Below are 17,558 nucleotides of genomic sequence, written 5' to 3'. Positions count from 1 at the left end.
GTGCGCCGTGACGGGTGTAGATCCCGGGGGCGTAAAATGGTGAAAGTCTTGGGGAGAACCCCGAATTTTAGCCTTTTCGCCGGGATTGTCTTGGAGCGGCCGCTTTGCGCCGTTACCATAGCCGCCCGGAACGGTACCGTTCCCGCCGGCGGCCACTGCCCCGGCCGCGCCAGTCCCGGCCTACAGCCCGCCCCGCGGGCCCCGCCGGAACCGGAGCCGGTGCCGTGCTTGCGCCGGGTCCGTCGCCCGGCATCGATTTCCCCGCCGGCCTGGCCGGTCGACTTCGCCTCGCATGAACCTCATTCCTCCGCTTCCCACCCCGCCCCTGGCCGAGCCGCCGGGCATGCCCGCCTGGCGCGGTGGCCTGACCGTGTGCGTGGTGCTGGCCGCCATGGCCGCCAGCGCACACTGGATCGACCAGGACTTCACCCTCTGGATCCACGCGCACGTGAGCCCCGCCGTCAACGACACCTTCGAGTGGATCGGCGAGCTGGGCGATCCGGATGTTTATCTCGCGGCCGCGCTGGCCGCGTACGTGCTGTCGCTGATGGGCCAGCAGCGGGGCTGGAACTGCCCGGTGCGCTTCGGCTTCGATCGCATCGCGCGCGTGTGCGTGCTGCTGATGGCCACCATGGCGACCGGCGGCATCGTGACCTGGCTGCTCAAGCGCATCGTGGCGCGGGCCCGTCCCGAAGAGCTGCTGGACGACAAGTTCTATGGCCGCGGCGACCTGTTCGCCGGCGAGCCCTTCGATTCGTTCCCGTCCAGTCACACCCAGGCCGCCTTTGCCGTGGCCGCCGTCGTGGCGATCGTGGCGCCGCGCTGGCGCTGGCCGGTGTTTGCCGTGGCCAGCCTGGTGGCGGCCAGCCGGGTGGTCAATCGCGATCACTACCTGAGCGATGTCGTGGGTGGCGCAATGATCGCCATCGTCTGCGCCGCCTTGCTCGCGCCGCGCGTGCTGTCGGCGCGTTATCAGTGGCCCCTGCGGGCGCCGTGGCGCTGGCGCCGCGGCTGAGTCTGCGGCACGCGCCGAAGGCGCGCGCCCCGCGGGGCGATGCCCAATGAAAAACCCCGGGACGGCGAGGCCGTACCCGGGGTTTTCGTTTCTGGTGGCGCCGCCTCGTGGGCGGCGCGCCCCGTCGGACTCAGGCGGCTTCGACGCCGTCTTCGTCTTTCTTGACCGGCTTGACCAGGTCTTCACGCTTCACGCCCATCCACATCGCCAGCGCCGCGGCCACGAACACCGAGGAATAGATGCCGAACCAGATGCCGATGGTGAGGGCCAGGGCGAAGTAGTGCAGCGTGGGGCCGCCGAAGAACAGCATGGCCAGCACCATCATCTGGGTCGAGCCGTGGGTGATGATCGTGCGCGAGATCGTCTGCGTGATGGCGCTGTCGATCACTTCGTGCACGCTGGCCTTGCGGTACTTGCGGAAGTTTTCGCGAATCCGGTCCATGATGACCACGGACTCGTTGACCGAGTAGCCCAGCACCGCGAGCACGCCGGCCAGCACGGCGAGCGAGAACTCCCACTGGAAGAACGCGAAGAAGCCCAGGATGATCACCACGTCGTGGAGGTTGGCGATCACGCCGGCGACGGCGAACTTCCATTCGAAGCGGATGCCCAGATAGGCCATGATGCCGATCACCACGACGAGCAGCGCCATCATGCCGTTGTGCAGCAGCTCCTGGCCCACCTGCGGGCCCACGAACTCCACGCGGCGCAGTTGCACCGAGTCGTCGGCCGCCTTGAGCGAGGCCATCACGGTCTCGCTCTGCGTGGCCGAGGTCTGACCCTCGGCCAGCGGCAGGCGGATCATGACGTCGCGCGAGGTGCCGAAGTTCTGCACCTGGAAATCGGTGTAGCCGAGCTTGGACACGGCGCCGCGCACCTGATCGAGCTGCGCGGTCTGCGCGTAGTTGACTTCCATGACCGTGCCGCCGGTGAATTCGATCGACAGGTGGAAGCCGCGCGTGACGATGAAGAACACCGCGGCCACGAAAGTCAGCAGGCTGATGATGTTCAGCACCAGCGCGTTGCGCATGAACGGGATGGTGCGATGAATCCGGAAAAATTCCATGTTACGCCTTGCAGGTAGCCCGGAAGGGCGGCGTTGTCAGCCGCCCATGCCGGTTCAGTTTGCCTTGTTGGTGGGTTTCCACACGGTGCCGATCGAGATGTTCGTGAGCTTTTTCTGACGGCCATACCAGAGGTTGGCCAGGGCGCGCACGCCCACCACCGACGAGAACATCGAGGTGACGATACCCAGGCAGTGCACCACCGCGAAGCCCCGGATCGGACCCGAGCCGAAGGCCAGCAGTGCCAGGCCCACGATCAGCGTGGTCAGGTTGGAGTCGAGAATGGTGCCCCAGGCGCGTTCGAAGCCGTGATGGATTGCCTGCTGCGGGGTGGCCCCGTTGCGCAATTCTTCGCGGATCCGTTCGTTGATCAGCACGTTCGAGTCGATGGCCATGCCCAGCGTGAGCGCGATAGCCGCGATCCCGGGGAGTGTCAGCGTGGCCTGCAGCATCGACAGCAGGGCCAGCAGCAGCAACACGTTGAAGGTCAGGCCGATCGTGGAGAACACGCCGAACAGGTGGTAGTAGATGATGATGAAGACCGCGATCGCCAGGAAGCCGTACAGGGTCGAGTAGAAGCCCTTGGCGATGTTGTCGGCGCCGAGGCTCGGGCCGATGGTGCGCTCTTCGATGATCGACATCGGGGCAGCCAGCGCGCCAGCGCGCAGCAGCAGCGCGGTGTCGGCGGCTTCTTCGGGGCTCATGGAGCCCGAGATCTGCACCTGACCGCCGGCGATTTCCGAACGGATCACCGGCGCCGTCACCACTTCACCCTTGCCGTTTTCGAACAACAGAATCGCCATGCGGCGGCCGATGTTGTCGCGGGTCACGTCGCGGAAGATGCGCGCGCCCTTGGTGTCGAGCGTCAGGTGGACGGCGGCCTGCTGGGTCTGGGAGTCGCGGCCGGGTTGGGCGTCCTGGAGGTTTTCACCAGTCAGAATGACCTGACGGCGCACCAGCAGCGGACGACCGTCGCGGTCGGTGTAACGCTCCAGACCGAACGGCACCGAGCCCGAGGCCAGCGCGCTCTGGGCGCCCGGCGAGTCGTCGACCATGCGGATTTCGAGCGTGGCGGTGCGGCCCAGCAGTTCTTTGGCCTTGGCCACGTCCTGCACGCCGGGCAGTTGCACGATGATGCGGTCGTTGCCCTGTTGCTGGATCACGGGTTCGGCGACGCCGAGTTCGTTGATCCGGTTGTGCAGGGTGTTGATGTTCTGCTTGAGCGCGGTGTCCTGCACGCGGGTGATGGCGGTCGGGCTCAGCTCGCCGACCAGGGCCGGACGGCCACCGTTGTCGGTTTCGACGAACTGCAGATCGGCCATGCGGTTGCGCAGGGCGTCGCGGGCGCGGTCGCGCTGCTCGGCATTGGCAAACGTGGCCTGCACGGCCATGCCGGTACGCTCGACGTTGGCGACCTCGACCTTCTGGTCGCGCAGGGTCGCGCGCACGTCGGTGGCGAGCGAGTCGTAGCGGGCGGTCAGGGCGCCCTGCATGTCGACCTGCAGCAGGAAGTGCACGCCGCCGCGCAGGTCCAGACCGAGGTACATGGGCTTGGGCTCGAACCAGCCCAGCGTGCGCATCCAGGGCGGCGACGCGGGCAGCAGGTTCAGGGCCACGGTGTAGTGGGGGTCGCCCGCGACGGTGTTCAGGGTGCGATCGAGGAGGTCACGCGCCTGAAGCTGGATGTCGGTGGAGGCAAAGCGTGCCCGGACGGTGCCGAGCGTGCCGTTGAGCTCGTAATAGACGCTCGTGGCCGGGATTTTGGCGTCGTTCAGGATCTGCTCGACGCGTTCCAGCATTGCGGGTTCCACCTTGATGGTGGCCTTGGCGCTGGAGATCTGTACGGCAGGGGATTCGCCGTAGAAATTGGGCAGGGTATAGAGCAGGCCGATGACGACCGCAACCAGGACCGTGATGTACTTCCAGAGGGGATAGCGGTTCATTGCCGGCTACTTATCAAGGGGTGGAGCGGAACAAGGCCCCGCACGAAGGCGGGGCCTGATCTGACGATTACAGGGCCTTGATGGTTCCCTTGGGCAGCACGGTCGTGACCGAGGCCTTTTGCAGCGTGATTTCGACGGGCTTTTCGGCCAGGTCGGCGACTTCGACGGTGATGTAGCTGTCGGTGACCTTGGAGACCTTGCCCAGGATGCCGCCGGCGGTGACGACTTCGTCGCCCTTGGCCAGTGCGGCGACCATGTTGCGGTGTTCTTTCTGGCGCTTCATCTGCGGACGGATCATCAGGAAATAGAGGATCACGAACATCAGGATGATGGGCAGCATGCCCATCAGCGCATTGCCTTCGGCGGCTTGTGCCAGGACGATGCCGGCGGTGTCGATAGCAGACATGGAATGACTCCTAGGTTATTCAGTTGTGTATGTCGTAATGTTGTTCTGTCCCTAGCCCCCGCGCGAGCCATGGGTAGGGCAAGCCGGCTATTGTAGCGAGGTTGTGCGGCGCGCACCCCGGGCCGCTCCCGCCGGCCGATCGGCCGGGCGGGCCCGCCCGGGGTATGCGCCCGGCAGGGGCCCGTCGCACGGGTGCGGTGTCAGGGTTTACGCCTAGCGCCGGGCGTGGCGGCTAGTCGACACCGCGGGCGCGGTCGGCCGCGAACTGCGCGCGCCAGGCCTCGAAGCGGCCCGCCGCGATCGCCTCGCGCATTTCGCCCATGATGGTCAGGTAGAAGTGCAGATTGTGCAGCGTATTCAGACGCGCGCCCGTGATTTCGTTGGCGCGCTGCAGATGATGCAGATAGGCGCGCGAGAAATGCTGGCACGTGTGGCAGGCGCAGCTGGGGTCGAGCGGTCGGGTGTCGTCGCGATATTTGGCGTTGCGGATCTTCACGTCGCCGAAGCGGGTGAACAGCCAGCCATTGCGCGCGTTGCGGGTCGGCATCACGCAGTCGAACATGTCGACGCCGCGCGCCACGCCCTCGACCAGATCCTCGGGCGTACCCACGCCCATCAGGTAGCGCGGGCGGTCCTGCGGCAGGCGCGGGGCCACGTGCGCCAGGATGCGCATCATGTCTTCTTTGGGCTCGCCCACCGACAGGCCGCCGATGGCGTAGCCATGAAAGCCGATGTCCGTCAGGCCCGCGAGCGACTCGTCGCGCAGGTTTTCGTACATGCCGCCCTGCACGATGCCGAACAGGGCGTTGGGATTCTCGAGCTGATCGAAGGCCTCGCGCGAGCGCCGCGCCCAGCGCAGCGACATGCGCATCGAGCGAGCGGCCTCTTCGGACGTGGCCGGACGGCCGTCGATCTCGTAGGGCGTGCACTCGTCGAACACCATCACGATGTCGGAGTTGAGCGAGCGTTGGATGCGCATCGACTCTTCCGGGGTGAGGAACAGCCGCGCGCCGTCGATCGGCGAGGCGAACTTCACGCCCTCTTCGGTGATCTTGCGCATGCCCTGCAGGCTGAACACCTGGAAGCCACCCGAGTCGGTCAGGATCGGCTTGTCCCATTGCATGAAGCCATGCAGGCCGCCGTGCTTTTCCATGATGGCGGTGCCGGGGCGCAGCCACAGGTGGAAAGTGTTGCCCAGCACGATCTGCGAGCCGATTCCCTTGAGCTCGTGGGGCAGCATCGCCTTGACGCTGCCGTACGTGCCGACCGGCATGAAGATGGGCGTTTCGACCACGCCGTGGTTCAGGGTCATGCGACCGCGGCGGGCGCCGCCGTCGGTGGCGAGCAGTTCGAATTGCAATCCGGTCATGGCTGGGGAGTTTCGATGAACATGGCGTCGCCGTAGCTGAAGAAGCGATAGCGCTGGGCGACGGCGTGGGCGTAGGCGCGGCGGATGGGCTCGACGCCGGCCAGGGCCGACACCAGCATCAGCAGCGTCGACTGCGGCAGGTGGAAATTGGTGAGCAGGGCGTCGACGACATGATAGGTGTAGCCCGGCGTGATGAAGAGGCGGGTGTCGCCGCTGGCGGCGCCGATGCCGGCCGGCCCCGCGGCGCCTTGCGCCTGGCTTTGGGCAGCGGCCGACTCGAGGGCGCGCACGCTGGTGGTGCCCACCGCGATCACGCGTCCGCCCGCCTGGCGCGCGCGCTCGATGGCGGCCACGGTCTCGGGCGGCACGGTGTACCACTCGGCGTGCATGATGTGGTCGGACAGATTGTCGACGCGCACCGGCTGGAAGGTGCCGGCGCCCACATGCAGCGTCACGAAGGCGCGCGCCACGCCCTGCGCCGCCAGGCGCTCGAGCATGGGCTGGTCGAAATGCAGGCCCGCCGTGGGCGCGGCGACGGCGCCGGGCTCGCGCGCATACACGGTCTGGTAGCGCGTGTCGTCTTCCTGGTCGGCGGCGTGCGTGATGTAGGGGGGCAGCGGCGTGGCACCGTGGGCGTCGAGCAGATCCAGCACGGGCGCCGGAAACCGCAGCTCGAACAGCTCGCCCTGGCGGCCAAGCACCTCGGCCTCGAAAGCGCCGTCGGCCAGCACGAGGCGCATGCCGGCGCCGGGCGATTTGCTGGCGCGCACATGCGCCAGCGCGCGATCGGTGTCGACGATGCGCTCGACCAGCACTTCGATCTTGCCGCCGGTCGCTTTCTGTCCGGTCAGGCGGGCCTTGATGACGCGCGTGTCGTTGAACACCAGCAGATCATGGGGGCGCAGCAGCCCGGCCAGATCGGGAAACTGGCGGTCGTGCAACTGGCTGCCGGCGTCCAGGTGCAGCAGACGGCTGCCATCGCGGCGCGTGGCGGGGGTCTGCGCGATCAGCTCATCGGGCAGGTCGTAATCGAAATCGGCGACGGTATAGGTGTGAGACACAGCGGAAAACTCGATAGGGGCACGGCGATGCGCGCGCCGGGGCCGGGCTGCGCGGGGTCGAGGAAGGCCCGCGGCCAGGCGGCCCGGGGCGGTCCCGGACAGGCCGAGCCGACACAACCGGCCATTGTAGCCCGGCGCGCGGCCGTGCCATGGCGCCAACAGCGTGCGGCCGGAATGCTTGCCCGGCCGACTCGGGGTCGTGGCGTTTCGGTATGCTTTCGGCTTCAACCGCAAAGTGATGTAACGGGTGGGGCATGGCACAAGGGCAAGGCACGCAGATACAGGCGCAAGACAGCCACCGGAGCCGCGCGGGCGCGGGCCGGCGGCGGGCCACGCGGCTGGGGCAATGGATCGTGGCCGCGATCGTGAGTTGCTGCGGTGTCGCGGTGGCGCAGCCCACGCCGCAGGCCGGCATGCCCGCCAAGCTGGCAACCGCCTGGCGCAACGCCAAGCTGCCCGATGACGCCCTGTCGGTGGTGGTGCAGGAGATCAACGGCCCGCGCCTGCTGGCCGTCAATGCCAAAACGCCGCGCAATCCGGCCTCGGTGATGAAGCTGGTCACCACCTGGGCCGCGCTGTCCGAACTCGGACCCAACTACGTCTGGCGCACGGAGTTTCTGACCGGCCCGGGCAACCGGCCCGATGCCCACGGCGCGCTGCAGGGCCCCCTGTACCTGCGGGCCAGCGGCGATCCGCAGTTCCTGTTGCAGGACATGTGGACCCTGCTGCGCGAGCTGCGCCTGCGCGGCGTCAAACAGATCAACGACCTGGTGATCGACCGCAGCATTTTCGGTCAGGTCGCCATCGACCCGGGCGCCTTCGACGGTGCCCCGGACCGCGCCTACAACGCCAGCCCCGATGCGCTGATGGTGGGCTTCGGCGCCGTGCGGCTGTTGTTCACGCCGGACCCGCTGGCCAATAAATGGCTGCCGGTGATCGACCCGCCGGTGCCCGGCCTGCGCCTGGAAGGGCAGGTGGAATGGAGCGACGTGCGTTGCCCCGGACCGCCGGTTGTCACGACCGAGCCGGTGGTCACGCAGCAGGGCATGAGCCTGCGGCTGGCCGGCAAGGTGGCGGGTTCCTGCGGCGAATTCAGCCTGTACCGACTGGCGCTGTCGCAACAGGATTACGCCGACGCCGTGCTGCGCATGCTCTGGCGCGAGCTGGGCGGCACGTTCAAGGGCACGGTTCGTACCGGCATGGTGCCGCCGGATGCCATGCCGCTGGCCAGCCACGAGTCGCCCACGCTGGGCGAGGCGATCCGCGTCATCAACAAGCGCAGCAATAACGTGATGGCGCGCACGGTGCTGCTCACGCTGGGCGCCGAGCGCGGCCGCCGGCCGGCCACCGTGGCCTCGAGCGAGGCCGTCGCCAAGCAGATCCTGCAGGAGCAGGGCCTGGTGATGCCCGAGCTGGTGATCGATAACGGCGCCGGCCTGTCGCGCGACGCGCGGGTGTCGGCCGACAGTCTGGCCTCGATGCTCACGCTGGCCTGGCAATCGCCGGTCATGCCCGAGTTCATCGCGTCCATGGCGATCGCCGGGGTCGACGGCACGGTGCGCCGCCGCCTCAAGGGCAACGGCGCGGCCGGCATGGCGCATCTGAAGACCGGCTCGCTGCGCGATGTGCGGGCCATCGCGGGCTACGTGCTGGGCGCGAGCGGCAAGCGCTATGTGGTGGTCAGCATCGTCAATCACGACAACGCGGCCGCCGTGCGGGCCTTCGACGATGCGCTGGTGGCGTGGCTGGCCGAGCAATGAAACGGCCATGCCGGGGCGCGCCGGCCGCAATCGGATTACGATAGCGCCAGGCGCGGTATGCCCGCGCAAGAATTACTGAGTCTATTTACTGGAGATACCGGACATGCCCGTGCATGAAATCCGCCATCCGCTGATCCGCCACAAGCTCGGCATCATGCGTCGTGCCGATCTGAGCACCAAGAGCTTCCGCGAGCTGTCGCAGGAAGTGGCGGCCTTGCTGACCTATGAAGCGTCCAAAGACCTGCCGCTCGCGCCGGCCCAGGTCGAAGGCTGGTGCGGCACCGTCGACGTCGAGAAAATCGCCGGCAAGAAAGTCACCGTGGTGCCCATTCTGCGTGCCGGCATCGGCATGCTCGACGGCGTGCTGAGCCTGATCCCGGGCGCCAAAGTGAGCGTGGTGGGCCTGGCCCGCAACGAAGAAACCCTCGAAGCCCAGACCTACCTCGAGCGCCTGGTTGGCGAGCTCGATCAGCGCCTGGCGCTCATCGTCGATCCGATGCTGGCCACCGGCGGCTCGCTCGTCGCGACCATCGACATGCTCAAGCGCGCCGGCGCCCGCGAAATCCGCGCGCTCACGCTCGTGGCCGCGCCCGAAGGCGTGAAGGCCGTGCTCGACCGTCACCCCGACGTGCACATCTACACCGCCTCGATCGACCAGGGCCTGAACGAGCATGGCTACATCATGCCGGGCCTGGGCGACGCCGGCGACCGCATCTTCGGCACCAAGCAAAAAGTCGAATAAGCGGCGCTCGCGCATCGGCGCGCCGTCCCGGCGACGGCCATGATCGCAGCCCCCAAACCCTCCCGCTCGCGCGGGAGGGTTTTTTATTGGGCAGGACAAACGCGTCTCGCTGTCAGCCGGCAGGCGCGGGCGCCTACGCCGGCGCTCCGCTCGGCAGGCCTTCGGCGTAGCTGCCGAACCAGCGCAGCTTGCCGGCCAGCCCGGCGACCTCGCCGACCACCAGCAGGGCAGGGGAGCGCACCGCGTGAGCGGCGGCCACCGCGGCCAGGTCCGCGAGGCGGCCTGCCACGACGCGTTGCTCGGGACGGCTGCCGTTCTCGATGAGCGCGAACGGCGTGTCGGGCGCGCGGCCATGCGCGATCAGGCGGCTGGATAGCGTGTCGAGCTGACCCACGCCCATATAGAAAGCGAGGGTCTGTGCGGGACGAGCGAGGCCGTCCCAGTCGAGCGAGTCTTCGTCGGCGCGGCAGTGCGCCGTGATCAGGCGCACCGACTGCGCGTGGTCGCGATGGGTGAGCGGGATGCCCGCGTGGGCCGCACAGGCCAGCGCTGCGGTGATGCCCGGCACGACCTCGAACGGCACGTCGTGTTCGCGCAGATATTCGAGCTCTTCGCCGCCCCGGCCGAAGATGAAGGCGTCGCCCCCCTTGAGCCGCACGACGCGGCGGCCGGCGCGCGCGTGTTCGACCATCAGCCGGTGGATGCGCGACTGGGTGGCCTGGTGATCCTCGCCCAACTGCTTGCCCACCGTGATGCGTTCGGCATCGCGGCGCGACAGCGACAGGACGGCGTCGCTCACCAGCCGGTCATGCAGAATCACGTCGGCCTCGTTCAGCGCGCGCAGCGCCTTGAGTGTGAGCAGGCCGGGGTCGCCCGGGCCGGCGCCGACCAGCACGACGCTGCCCTGGCGCGCTTCCTGCGGCTGTTCGAGCGCCTCGTGCAGCAGCTGTTCGGCCTGCGCGGGTTGCTGCTGGCGCAGCGCCTGGGCCACGGGGCCGTCGAGCAGCCAGTCGTAGAAGCGCCGGCGCTGTCCCAGATCCGGGCGCTGGCGTCGAATGCGGGCGCGGTGGCGTTCGGCCAATGCGGCCAGCGGGCCGAGGGTGTGATCGAACAGAGATTCGAGGCGCTCCCGCAGACGCCGGGCCAGTACCGGCGCCACGCCGGACGACGAGATCGCCACAATGAGCGGCGAGCGGTCGACGATGGACGGCACCTGGAACGTGGAGAGGGCGGCATCGTCCACGACGTTGCAGAACAGCCGGCGCGCGACCGCGTCGTCGTGCACCTGCTGGTTCACGGCCCGATCGTCGGTGGCCGCGACTACCAGCCAGACCTGTTCGAGCCAGTGGCTGTCGTAAGTGCCGGCGAGGTGGGTGATGCGACCGTCGGCCGCGAGCCGGGCCAGATCGGGATCGAGGGCGGGCGCGCCCACCACCACGTCGGCCTGGGCTTCGAGCAGAGCGGCCGCCTTGCGGGCCGCGACTTCGCCACCGCCCACCACCAGCACGCGGCGCTGGGCGAGGTCGGTGAAAATCGGGAAGAGCTTCATTGAATGGGCGCCAACGCGGGCTGCGCCCGCAAAATATCCACCGATCATAGGGAGCGCGCTTCATCCCCACAACTTTTGATTGATTGAATTGATATGTGAAAAAGTTATTTGGGGCGTCGCACTTCCCGGGGCGTGGGCATGATGGTCGGCCGTGCCGCGGGTCCGGTGTTCCCCCCGGGCAGCGGGCCGCGGCGCCTTGCCAGACCTGGATACAAGCGCGGTCACCGGCCCGGTGTAGTATCGATCCATCGTCCGGCTTTTGCCGGCCTCAGATCGTGGAGTGCCCCGTGCGAGCAAGCAGTGTGTTTTTTCCCATGGCCGCCCTGGCTCTGGCTGGCGGCCTCGCCAGCGCGCCGGCGCTGGCCGCGGGCGTGTGCGACGCCAAATTCATGCACGATGGCGGTCAGGTCGTCCTGACCGGTTCGGGCAACATCAATATGGGCGCCGACCTCGGTTTCGCCGAAGTCAGCAAGAGCGGCGACGGCTGCCGGGCGCGCGTGCGTGGCGTGGCGAGCTTTGCCTACGCCGGCCTGCCGCCGGGCAAGTCGCGCCTCGACTACCTCATGACCGTGAAAAACGGCCAGGCCACGTTCGTGCGCTACGACCAGGCCGGCGAGGCACCGCGCAACGACGGCCAGTTCGACCTGCGCATGCTGGGCCTCTTCGCCTACGACAAGGTCACCGGCGAAGGCCAGCGCCTGCCGGGCGCCGCGTATCGCCTGAACATCGGCAAGGAAGCGCCCGTGGGCGGTCAGCCCAGCACCACCGTGCGCATCGGCGAAAAGACCGTGGGTGCGCGGCGCGAGATCGACACCGCGCTGGGCAAGCGCTCGTGCTGGCCGATCACCTACACGCGCAACAGCGACCCGACGATGGCCACCTTCAAGGGCATCACCTTGCCCATCCCCGGCCTGAACACGACGGTCACCGATTGGTACTGCCCGTCGGAGAATCTGGTGATGCGCCAGGACATCGATCAGGGCGGCATCAAGTCGGCCGTCGAGATCACGCAAATGAAGTGAACGGATCGTAGTAACCGGTAGCACCAGGCGCTTGCCGCGCCAGGTGCGACTGGTATTATCAATTGTCATCGACACATCATGAAAGGAGCGCACATGAACGCGAGAAGATCCGAAGACGTAGCCAAGGACAAACTGATTGACAGTGTCAAGACCAGCCTGAACGACGCCGAGACCCTGCTGCGCGAAGCCGCATCGGCCTCCGGCGAGAAGGCTTCCGAGCTGCGCGAACGCGCCCAGCTCACGCTCAAGCGCACCCGTGAGGCGCTGTACGACGCCCAGGACGCCATGCTCGAGCGCGGCCGTCGCGCCGCCCGCGCCACGGACGACTATGTCCACGACAATCCCTGGCAGGCCATTAGCATCGCAGGCGTGACCGGCCTGCTGATCGGCCTGTTGATCAGCCGACGCTAAGGCAAGATGCGAACGGCCGCGTGACGCTTGTCCACGCGGCCGTTCGCATTTTCAAGCCTATGAGTTTGCGCAGATCGGTATTCGGCGTGGCCGCCAGCCTGGTCGGGCTATTGCGGACACGTCTCGAGTTGCTGGCCCTCGAAGCCAGCGGCGAAAAGGCACGCCTCGTCAAGGTGCTCGGCATGGCGTTCGCCGCCTTGCTGTTCCTGACCCTGGCCGTGCTGGTGTTCACCATCACGATCGCGGTGGCCTTCTGGCCCACCGAGGATCGCTATCTCGCCCTCGGGTGCCTTGCCGGCATCTATGGCTTGATCGGTCTGGTGCTGTTGCTGGTCGTACGACGCACGCTCGTCGACGGACCGGTGCCGTTCGCGGCCACGCTCGAAGAACTGGGCCGCGATGCCGAGTTGCTCGATCGGGTGCGCGATGCCCAGGACGAACTCGAGGAGCGCGAGGCCCGTGAAGAACGTAGAGCGGCGCACGAACGCGCCCGGAGGCGCTGACCATGGCCCGTCATTCCGCTGATGTCGACCGCCAGGTGCGCATCGAATTGCTGCGCGCCCGCGCCGCGATCGAACGCGAGGCGCTGGCGCACAGCATCGCCGAGGCCGGGCAATCGCTCGAACCCTCGGCCCTGCTGCGCGGCCTGTGGCCCAGGCTGTCGCGAGGCAACACCTCGCAGCTGCTCTGGCAGGGCTTCAATCTGGTGCGCCGCTACCCCATGGTCACCTCCAGCCTGTCGGCCTTCATCATGGGGGGCGGCAAGCGCGCCGGCCTCCTGAAGGTGGCCGGCGGCATGCTGGCCGGCTGGAAGATCTTCCAGACCTGGCGCGCCTCGCAGCGCCCGGGCCCCGGCCCGCGCTGACCCGCGCTCTTGCGCCCGCAGTACCCGAAGCCCCCGGTTCGCCCGGGGGTTTTTTTCGCCGCGTCGAGGGCCAGAAGCGTCGCGGGTGCCGTGGGCAATTCGGAACCCTCCGCATGGAACTCCGTCCGCCTTTAGCGCCGAGGAAGGCTCTGCCAGGGCGCTAACCCGTCAAACTGCCGCCTTCACGTTGGATATGCCCGTACTCGATAGGGGCATATCCGCATGAGTGGACACCAGATACGTGGGTATGCGGGTTTGCGAAGAACGAGAGCGACAGCATCTCGGAGCAGGAACGGTGCGCTGCAATTCGCGAGGTAGGTGTTTTTAGGCACGAGGTCGCAGGCTGGATGCTGCGTCGGAACCGGCATTTATTGGAGATCCGCTGTGAGCAAGATCATTGAGTCCCTGCGAGCGGATATGCGCGAGCTGTATGCCGCTGGCGCAATCGACGAGGTGACAACGCGAAATTTCGACGCGCTCTCACCGCCACCCGTGCGCGAACGGCCCGCCGAGCAGATCAGTTCGCGCACTACGGCGGCCTCGCCGAACGGCGCAACGGACTGATCTCGTCGTCGCCCGCAGTACCCGAAGCCCCCGGTTCGCCCGGGGGCTTCGTCATGGGGCCTTACAGACCCAGATCGCCCCACATCGCGTCGACACGGCTGCGTACGGCGGGGTCCATCTTGATCGGGGTGCCCCATTCGCGGTCGGTTTCGCCCGGCCACTTGTTGGTGGCGTCCATGCCCATCTTGCCGCCCAGGCCCGAGACGGGCGAGGCGAAGTCGAGGTAGTCGATCGGCGTGCGCTCGACGAGCACGGTGTCGCGCACGGGGTCCATGCGCGTGGTCATGGCCCACACCACCTCGGTCCAGTCGCGCGGGTTGATGTCTTCATCGACCACCACGATGAACTTCGTGTACATGAACTGCCGCAGCACGCTCCACAGACCGAACATCACCCGCTTGGCGTGGCCCGCGTACTGTTTGCGGATCGAGACGACCGCCAGACGGTAGCTGCAGCCTTCGGGGGGCAGGTAGAAGTCGACGATTTCCGGCAGCTGACGGCGCAGCAGCGGCACGAACACCTCGTTGAGCGCGACGCCGAGCACGGCGGGCTCGTCGGGCGGTTTGCCGGTGTAGGTGGTGTGATAGATCGGGTCGCGGCGCATGGTGATGCGCTCGACCGTGAACACGGGGAACCAGTCCTGCTCGTTGTAGTAGCCGGTGTGGTCGCCATACGGGCCTTCGAGCGCCATCTCGTAGCCGGTGTCGGGCGCGGCGGGCGCGCCTTCCGGGGCCTGCGGCGGGAGCGCGCGCGGGTCGGAGGAGGGCAGCAGGTAGCCCTCGAGCACGATCTCGGCCGTCGCGGGCACCGACAGCGTGCTGCCCAGCGCCTGCGTCACCTCGGTGCGCGAGCCGCGCAGGAGACCGGCGAACTGGTACTCGGACAGCGAATCGGGCACCGGGGTGACCGCGCCGAGCGTGGTGGCCGGGTCGGCGCCCAGGGCCACGGCGATCGGGAACGGCGTGCCCGGATTCGCCAGGGCGTGATCACGGAAATCCAGCGCGCCGCCGCGATGCGACAGCCAGCGCATGATCAGCTTGTTGCGGCCGATGACCTGCTGGCGATAGATGCCGAGGTTTTGCCGCTTGGCATTCGGGCCGCGGGTGATCACCAGACCCCAGGTCAGGAGCGGCGCCACGTCGCCCGGCCAGCAGCTCTGGATCGGCAAGCGCGACAGGTCCACGTCGTCGCCCTCCCAGACCACTTCCTGGCAGGGCGCGCCGCGCACCGCTTTCGGGCTCATGTCCCAAAGCGCGGCCTTTAGCATCTTCACTTTGCCCAGCGCGTCGCGAAAGCCCTTCGGGGGCTCGGGCTCGCGCAGCGAGGCGAGCAGTTCGCCCACATCGCGCAGCGCGCCCACGTCCTCGGCGCCCATGCCCCACGCCACGCGGCGGGGCGTGCCGAACAGATTGGCGAGGACCGGCATGTCGGCGCGGGCCCCCTGATGCTGGGCGTTTTCGAACAGCAGGGCGGGGCCGGCCGCGCGCAGAACGCGGTCGGAAATCTCGGTCATTTCGAGCTCGGTGGACACCGGCGCCTTGATGCGCTTGAGCTCGCCCTGGTTTTCGAGTTGGGTCAGAAAATCTCGGAGGTCGCGGTACTTCACTACAGATCCCGGCAATTTGGTTACATATCTGGGGTAGAACAAAGGTTAACATTGCCCGCTCCCATTCCCCACGCAGGAGGTCCTATGCCCGATGCGTCAGTGGCCGGCGTCTTTCGTCAGCTGGCCCAAGGAGTGCACCACCATCTCGCTGAAGCACTGCGGCTTTGCTCTGTTTATCTTGGCATCGCGGTTATCGTCACGGTGAGCATGGGCTTCGCCCTGCCCGGTCTGCGCGACCAGGCATTGCAGGTGCACAAAGCCTTGTTGACCGCCCTCGCGCCTACATCCATGCAGCCCGCTCCCGATACCGATCCGGGGCTGGAGTCCGGTGCCGATAATGCATCGGCCGTCGTCATGGCCGTTCCGAATACGCCCAGCAATGCGACCGGTTTCCTGGGTCCGCTGCGCAGCGAGAACCCGCCCCATGTCCGCAAAGCCTCCGCCGCTGTCACCAACAACGGCCAGGTGGATGCGCTGCGCAACTATATCTCGCGCAAGTACAAGGTGGCCTATGACGCCACCGGCACGCTGGTCAATGCCGTCTACAAGGTCGGCCGCGAAAAGCAGCTCGACCCCTTGCTGCTGCTCGCCGTGATCGCGATCGAATCGCGCTACAACCCGTTCGCCGAGAGCCCGGTGGGCGCGCAGGGTCTGATGCAGGTCATGACGCGCGTGCACCAGGACAAGTTCGACGCCTATGTGGCGGCGGGCAAAGGCAAGGGCAATCCGCTCGATCCCATCGCCAACATCCATGTCGGCGCGACGATCCTGAAGGATTGCATCGACCGGCGCGGTTCGGTCAACGGCGGTCTGGCCTGTTATGTGGGCGCCACCGGTCCGGACGACGGCGGCTACGGCGCCAAGGTCCAGGCCGAGCGCCGCCGCCTGGCGCTCGCCTCCGGCATCGCGCTGGCGCGCGACTGAGCGTCAGCGCCTCTGGGTGGCCGCTTGGCCGCCGACCCGACGGGCCACTTCGGTGGCCCGTTGTCATGTCTGCCGTCATGCTCCGGCCCCGACCGCTATCATCTCGCCATGATTCCTGTCGCCTTGCCTTCCGCCAGCTTCTATCTGATGCTGGTCCTCTCGTTCGTCGCCGGCCTCGTGCTGGTGGGGTGGTGGTGCGTTCTCGCGCTGAGCCGGCGCGCCCGCGGCGCCTTCGGACGACATCCGGTGCTCTGGGGCCTCTGCATGGCGCTGCTCGCCGCGCTCGCCGCGTTCGATGTCTGGCTCTATCTCGGCTATCGGGAGATCGAGCGCGATATCGCGCAGCGGCAGGCGGCCAAGCGCTTCGTGCTCGGCGAGGCCATGACCTTGGGCGGCATCCGCCTGCCGGCCGGGACACGCCTGGAGCTCGATCAGGCCGATCAACCCGCCACCTTCGTCCGTGCCGAGTTGCCCGAAGCCGCCGTGATCGCGGGCGTGACCACGACCTCGATTCAGCGGCAAGTGCGACGCGACTACGACGACGCGTATGAAGTGCGCCGCGTGCGCGCCGAAGAGGTCACGCTGGTCGGGCCCGGCGACCAGGTCGCCGATGGCTGGCGCTGCGACGCCACCGCCGGGATCCAGTTTCATGCAGGCGCCGACGAGGCGCCGGCCGCGCTGTACCAGTGCACGCTGGCCGGCGGCAACCTGCTCGACGGCCGCGAACTGCCCGCCGCCGCGCGGCTGTTGGCGACCGGTGGCACGGTTTACATCGGTGGATATCGGGCCGATGACCGTTGGCGGGTGGACCTGTCGACGGGGCGCGCGATCGAACTGCGCGGACTCTTGATCGACGGCCCGTCGATCTATCTGGATGCCGGCCGCGAGCTCGTGCGCGTCGAATCGGGCGAGTTGGTCTGCCCGCTCGATCTGGGCGGCATCGCCTACCCGGCCGGCACCCGCGTGCGCAGCGCCGGCCGCGACGGCAGCGATACCCAGGCCTGGGTCTTCAGCCCGCGCGAAGACGCACCGGCGACCCGCGCGGGGCAGGGCGAGATCACGGCCGGGACCTCGGTCGTGCAACGTGCCGACGGCGAGGTCCTGGCATTGCGACGCAACGACGAGGTCGGCGTGATGGAATTCATGACGCTCGTGGTCGAGGGCGCGCCGCCGCCGCCCACGCGCTCCGTGTGTCCGGCCGGACAGCACTGAAACTCGGCGTGGGAGATCGGCACGGCGGTCAGGCGCGCGCCGGGT

At 67.8% G+C, this 17,558-nt stretch carries 17 protein-coding genes; 10 read left to right on the top strand and 7 right to left on the bottom strand.

Annotated features, from left to right (window positions below):
* Positions 1-292: 292 nt before the first annotated feature.
* Positions 293-1,015 carry a phosphatase PAP2 family protein gene (locus CAL25_RS20645; protein WP_094803505.1) on the top strand — a complete coding sequence of 241 codons (723 nt, stop codon included), beginning with the start codon at positions 293-295 and terminating at the stop codon, positions 1,013-1,015.
* Positions 1,016-1,145: 130 nt separating this feature from the next.
* Here the strand turns inward: CAL25_RS20645 and secF are convergent, their stop codons facing one another.
* The 5 genes from secF to queA all read right to left on the bottom strand — a co-directional run bounded on the left by secF (position 1,146) and on the right by queA (position 6,858).
* Positions 1,146-2,081, bottom strand: coding sequence for a protein translocase subunit SecF (secF, locus tag CAL25_RS20640; protein ID WP_094803503.1), 936 nt, complete (start codon positions 2,079-2,081; stop codon positions 1,146-1,148).
* A 54-nt stretch (positions 2,082-2,135) separates the two neighbouring features.
* A complete protein-coding gene (gene secD, locus CAL25_RS20635; RefSeq protein ID WP_094803501.1) occupies positions 2,136-4,022 on the bottom strand; it encodes a protein translocase subunit SecD in 1,887 nt (628 codons plus the stop codon).
* 67 nt (positions 4,023-4,089) lie between these two features.
* Positions 4,090-4,428 (bottom strand): preprotein translocase subunit YajC, encoded by a 339-nt coding sequence (yajC, locus tag CAL25_RS20630; protein WP_094803499.1) that lies wholly within the window; start codon positions 4,426-4,428, stop codon positions 4,090-4,092.
* A gap of 232 nt (positions 4,429-4,660) precedes the next feature.
* Entirely contained in the window at positions 4,661-5,797 is a 1,137-nt protein-coding gene (gene tgt / locus CAL25_RS20625) for a tRNA guanosine(34) transglycosylase Tgt (RefSeq protein WP_094803497.1), read from the bottom strand.
* The gene (gene queA, locus CAL25_RS20620) at positions 5,794-6,858 is read right to left on the bottom strand and encodes a tRNA preQ1(34) S-adenosylmethionine ribosyltransferase-isomerase QueA (RefSeq protein WP_094803495.1); all 1,065 of its coding nucleotides are present in this window, start codon (positions 6,856-6,858) and stop codon (positions 5,794-5,796) included. Before queA ends, tgt begins: the two co-directional genes overlap by 4 nt.
* A gap of 254 nt (positions 6,859-7,112) precedes the next feature.
* On the opposite strand from queA, the gene dacB reads away from it, so the two are divergent.
* A complete protein-coding gene (dacB, locus tag CAL25_RS20615; RefSeq protein WP_094803493.1) occupies positions 7,113-8,618 on the top strand; it encodes a D-alanyl-D-alanine carboxypeptidase/D-alanyl-D-alanine endopeptidase in 1,506 nt (501 codons plus the stop codon).
* Between the two features lie 103 nt (positions 8,619-8,721).
* Positions 8,722-9,360, top strand: coding sequence for a uracil phosphoribosyltransferase (gene upp, locus CAL25_RS20610; RefSeq protein WP_094803491.1), 639 nt, complete (start codon positions 8,722-8,724; stop codon positions 9,358-9,360).
* A 133-nt stretch (positions 9,361-9,493) separates the two neighbouring features.
* Here upp and cysG read toward each other — a convergent pair whose 3' ends face one another.
* Entirely contained in the window at positions 9,494-10,909 is a 1,416-nt protein-coding gene (gene cysG, locus CAL25_RS20605; protein ID WP_094803489.1) for a siroheme synthase CysG, read from the bottom strand.
* Positions 10,910-11,223: 314 nt separating this feature from the next.
* On the opposite strand from cysG, the gene CAL25_RS20600 reads away from it, so the two are divergent.
* From CAL25_RS20600 to CAL25_RS20580, 5 genes are all read left to right on the top strand, one after another.
* The gene (locus tag CAL25_RS20600; RefSeq protein ID WP_094803487.1) at positions 11,224-11,931 is read left to right on the top strand and encodes a hypothetical protein; all 708 of its coding nucleotides are present in this window, start codon (positions 11,224-11,226) and stop codon (positions 11,929-11,931) included.
* Between the two features lie 93 nt (positions 11,932-12,024).
* Positions 12,025-12,342 carry a DUF883 family protein gene (locus tag CAL25_RS20595; protein WP_094803485.1) on the top strand — a complete coding sequence of 106 codons (318 nt, stop codon included), beginning with the start codon at positions 12,025-12,027 and terminating at the stop codon, positions 12,340-12,342.
* 59 nt (positions 12,343-12,401) lie between these two features.
* Complete coding sequence (locus CAL25_RS20590) at positions 12,402-12,845, top strand: phage holin family protein (protein ID WP_094803483.1); 444 nt, start codon at positions 12,402-12,404, stop codon at positions 12,843-12,845.
* 2 nt (positions 12,846-12,847) lie between these two features.
* Complete coding sequence (locus CAL25_RS20585) at positions 12,848-13,207, top strand: hypothetical protein (protein ID WP_094803481.1); 360 nt, start codon at positions 12,848-12,850, stop codon at positions 13,205-13,207.
* A 384-nt stretch (positions 13,208-13,591) separates the two neighbouring features.
* Positions 13,592-13,771, top strand: coding sequence for a hypothetical protein (locus CAL25_RS20580; RefSeq protein WP_094803479.1), 180 nt, complete (start codon positions 13,592-13,594; stop codon positions 13,769-13,771).
* 61 nt (positions 13,772-13,832) lie between these two features.
* Here the strand turns inward: CAL25_RS20580 and CAL25_RS20575 are convergent, their stop codons facing one another.
* Positions 13,833-15,377 (bottom strand): UbiD family decarboxylase, encoded by a 1,545-nt coding sequence (locus CAL25_RS20575; protein ID WP_094803477.1) that lies wholly within the window; start codon positions 15,375-15,377, stop codon positions 13,833-13,835.
* Between the two features lie 84 nt (positions 15,378-15,461).
* Here CAL25_RS20575 and CAL25_RS20570 point away from each other — a divergent pair, with 84 nt between their 5' ends.
* Together CAL25_RS20570 and CAL25_RS20565 are read left to right on the top strand one after the other, a co-directional pair.
* The gene (locus CAL25_RS20570) at positions 15,462-16,301 is read left to right on the top strand and encodes a lytic transglycosylase domain-containing protein (RefSeq protein WP_094803475.1); all 840 of its coding nucleotides are present in this window, start codon (positions 15,462-15,464) and stop codon (positions 16,299-16,301) included.
* Between the two features lie 108 nt (positions 16,302-16,409).
* The gene (locus CAL25_RS20565; protein ID WP_141217964.1) at positions 16,410-17,513 is read left to right on the top strand and encodes a hypothetical protein; all 1,104 of its coding nucleotides are present in this window, start codon (positions 16,410-16,412) and stop codon (positions 17,511-17,513) included.
* The last annotated feature ends 45 nt before the right edge of the window (positions 17,514-17,558 follow it).

Source organism: Bordetella genomosp. 5, assembly GCF_002261315.1.
In the GTDB taxonomy this organism is placed as follows: Bacteria; Pseudomonadota; Gammaproteobacteria; order Burkholderiales; family Burkholderiaceae_B; genus Bordetella.
This window is presented reverse-complemented; position numbering and strand designations above follow the sequence as displayed.

What these genes read in the sequence shown, in the direction of transcription:
- CAL25_RS20645 (WP_094803505.1), top strand. Translation starts at nt 293, where the DNA reads ATGAACCTCATTCCTCCGCTTCCCACCCCGCCCCTGGCCGAGCCGCCG.
- secF (WP_094803503.1), bottom strand. Translation starts at nt 2,081, where the DNA reads ATGGAATTTTTCCGGATTCATCGCACCATCCCGTTCATGCGCAACGCG.
- secD (WP_094803501.1), bottom strand. Translation starts at nt 4,022, where the DNA reads ATGAACCGCTATCCCCTCTGGAAGTACATCACGGTCCTGGTTGCGGTC.
- yajC (WP_094803499.1), bottom strand. Translation starts at nt 4,428, where the DNA reads ATGTCTGCTATCGACACCGCCGGCATCGTCCTGGCACAAGCCGCCGAA.
- tgt (WP_094803497.1), bottom strand. Translation starts at nt 5,797, where the DNA reads ATGACCGGATTGCAATTCGAACTGCTCGCCACCGACGGCGGCGCCCGC.
- dacB (WP_094803493.1), top strand. Translation starts at nt 7,113, where the DNA reads ATGGCACAAGGGCAAGGCACGCAGATACAGGCGCAAGACAGCCACCGG.
- upp (WP_094803491.1), top strand. Translation starts at nt 8,722, where the DNA reads ATGCCCGTGCATGAAATCCGCCATCCGCTGATCCGCCACAAGCTCGGC.
- cysG (WP_094803489.1), bottom strand. Translation starts at nt 10,909, where the DNA reads ATGAAGCTCTTCCCGATTTTCACCGACCTCGCCCAGCGCCGCGTGCTG.
- CAL25_RS20600 (WP_094803487.1), top strand. Translation starts at nt 11,224, where the DNA reads ATGGCCGCCCTGGCTCTGGCTGGCGGCCTCGCCAGCGCGCCGGCGCTG.
- CAL25_RS20595 (WP_094803485.1), top strand. Translation starts at nt 12,025, where the DNA reads ATGAACGCGAGAAGATCCGAAGACGTAGCCAAGGACAAACTGATTGAC.
- CAL25_RS20590 (WP_094803483.1), top strand. Translation starts at nt 12,402, where the DNA reads ATGAGTTTGCGCAGATCGGTATTCGGCGTGGCCGCCAGCCTGGTCGGG.
- CAL25_RS20585 (WP_094803481.1), top strand. Translation starts at nt 12,848, where the DNA reads ATGGCCCGTCATTCCGCTGATGTCGACCGCCAGGTGCGCATCGAATTG.
- CAL25_RS20570 (WP_094803475.1), top strand. Translation starts at nt 15,462, where the DNA reads ATGCCCGATGCGTCAGTGGCCGGCGTCTTTCGTCAGCTGGCCCAAGGA.
- CAL25_RS20565 (WP_141217964.1), top strand. Translation starts at nt 16,410, where the DNA reads ATGATTCCTGTCGCCTTGCCTTCCGCCAGCTTCTATCTGATGCTGGTC.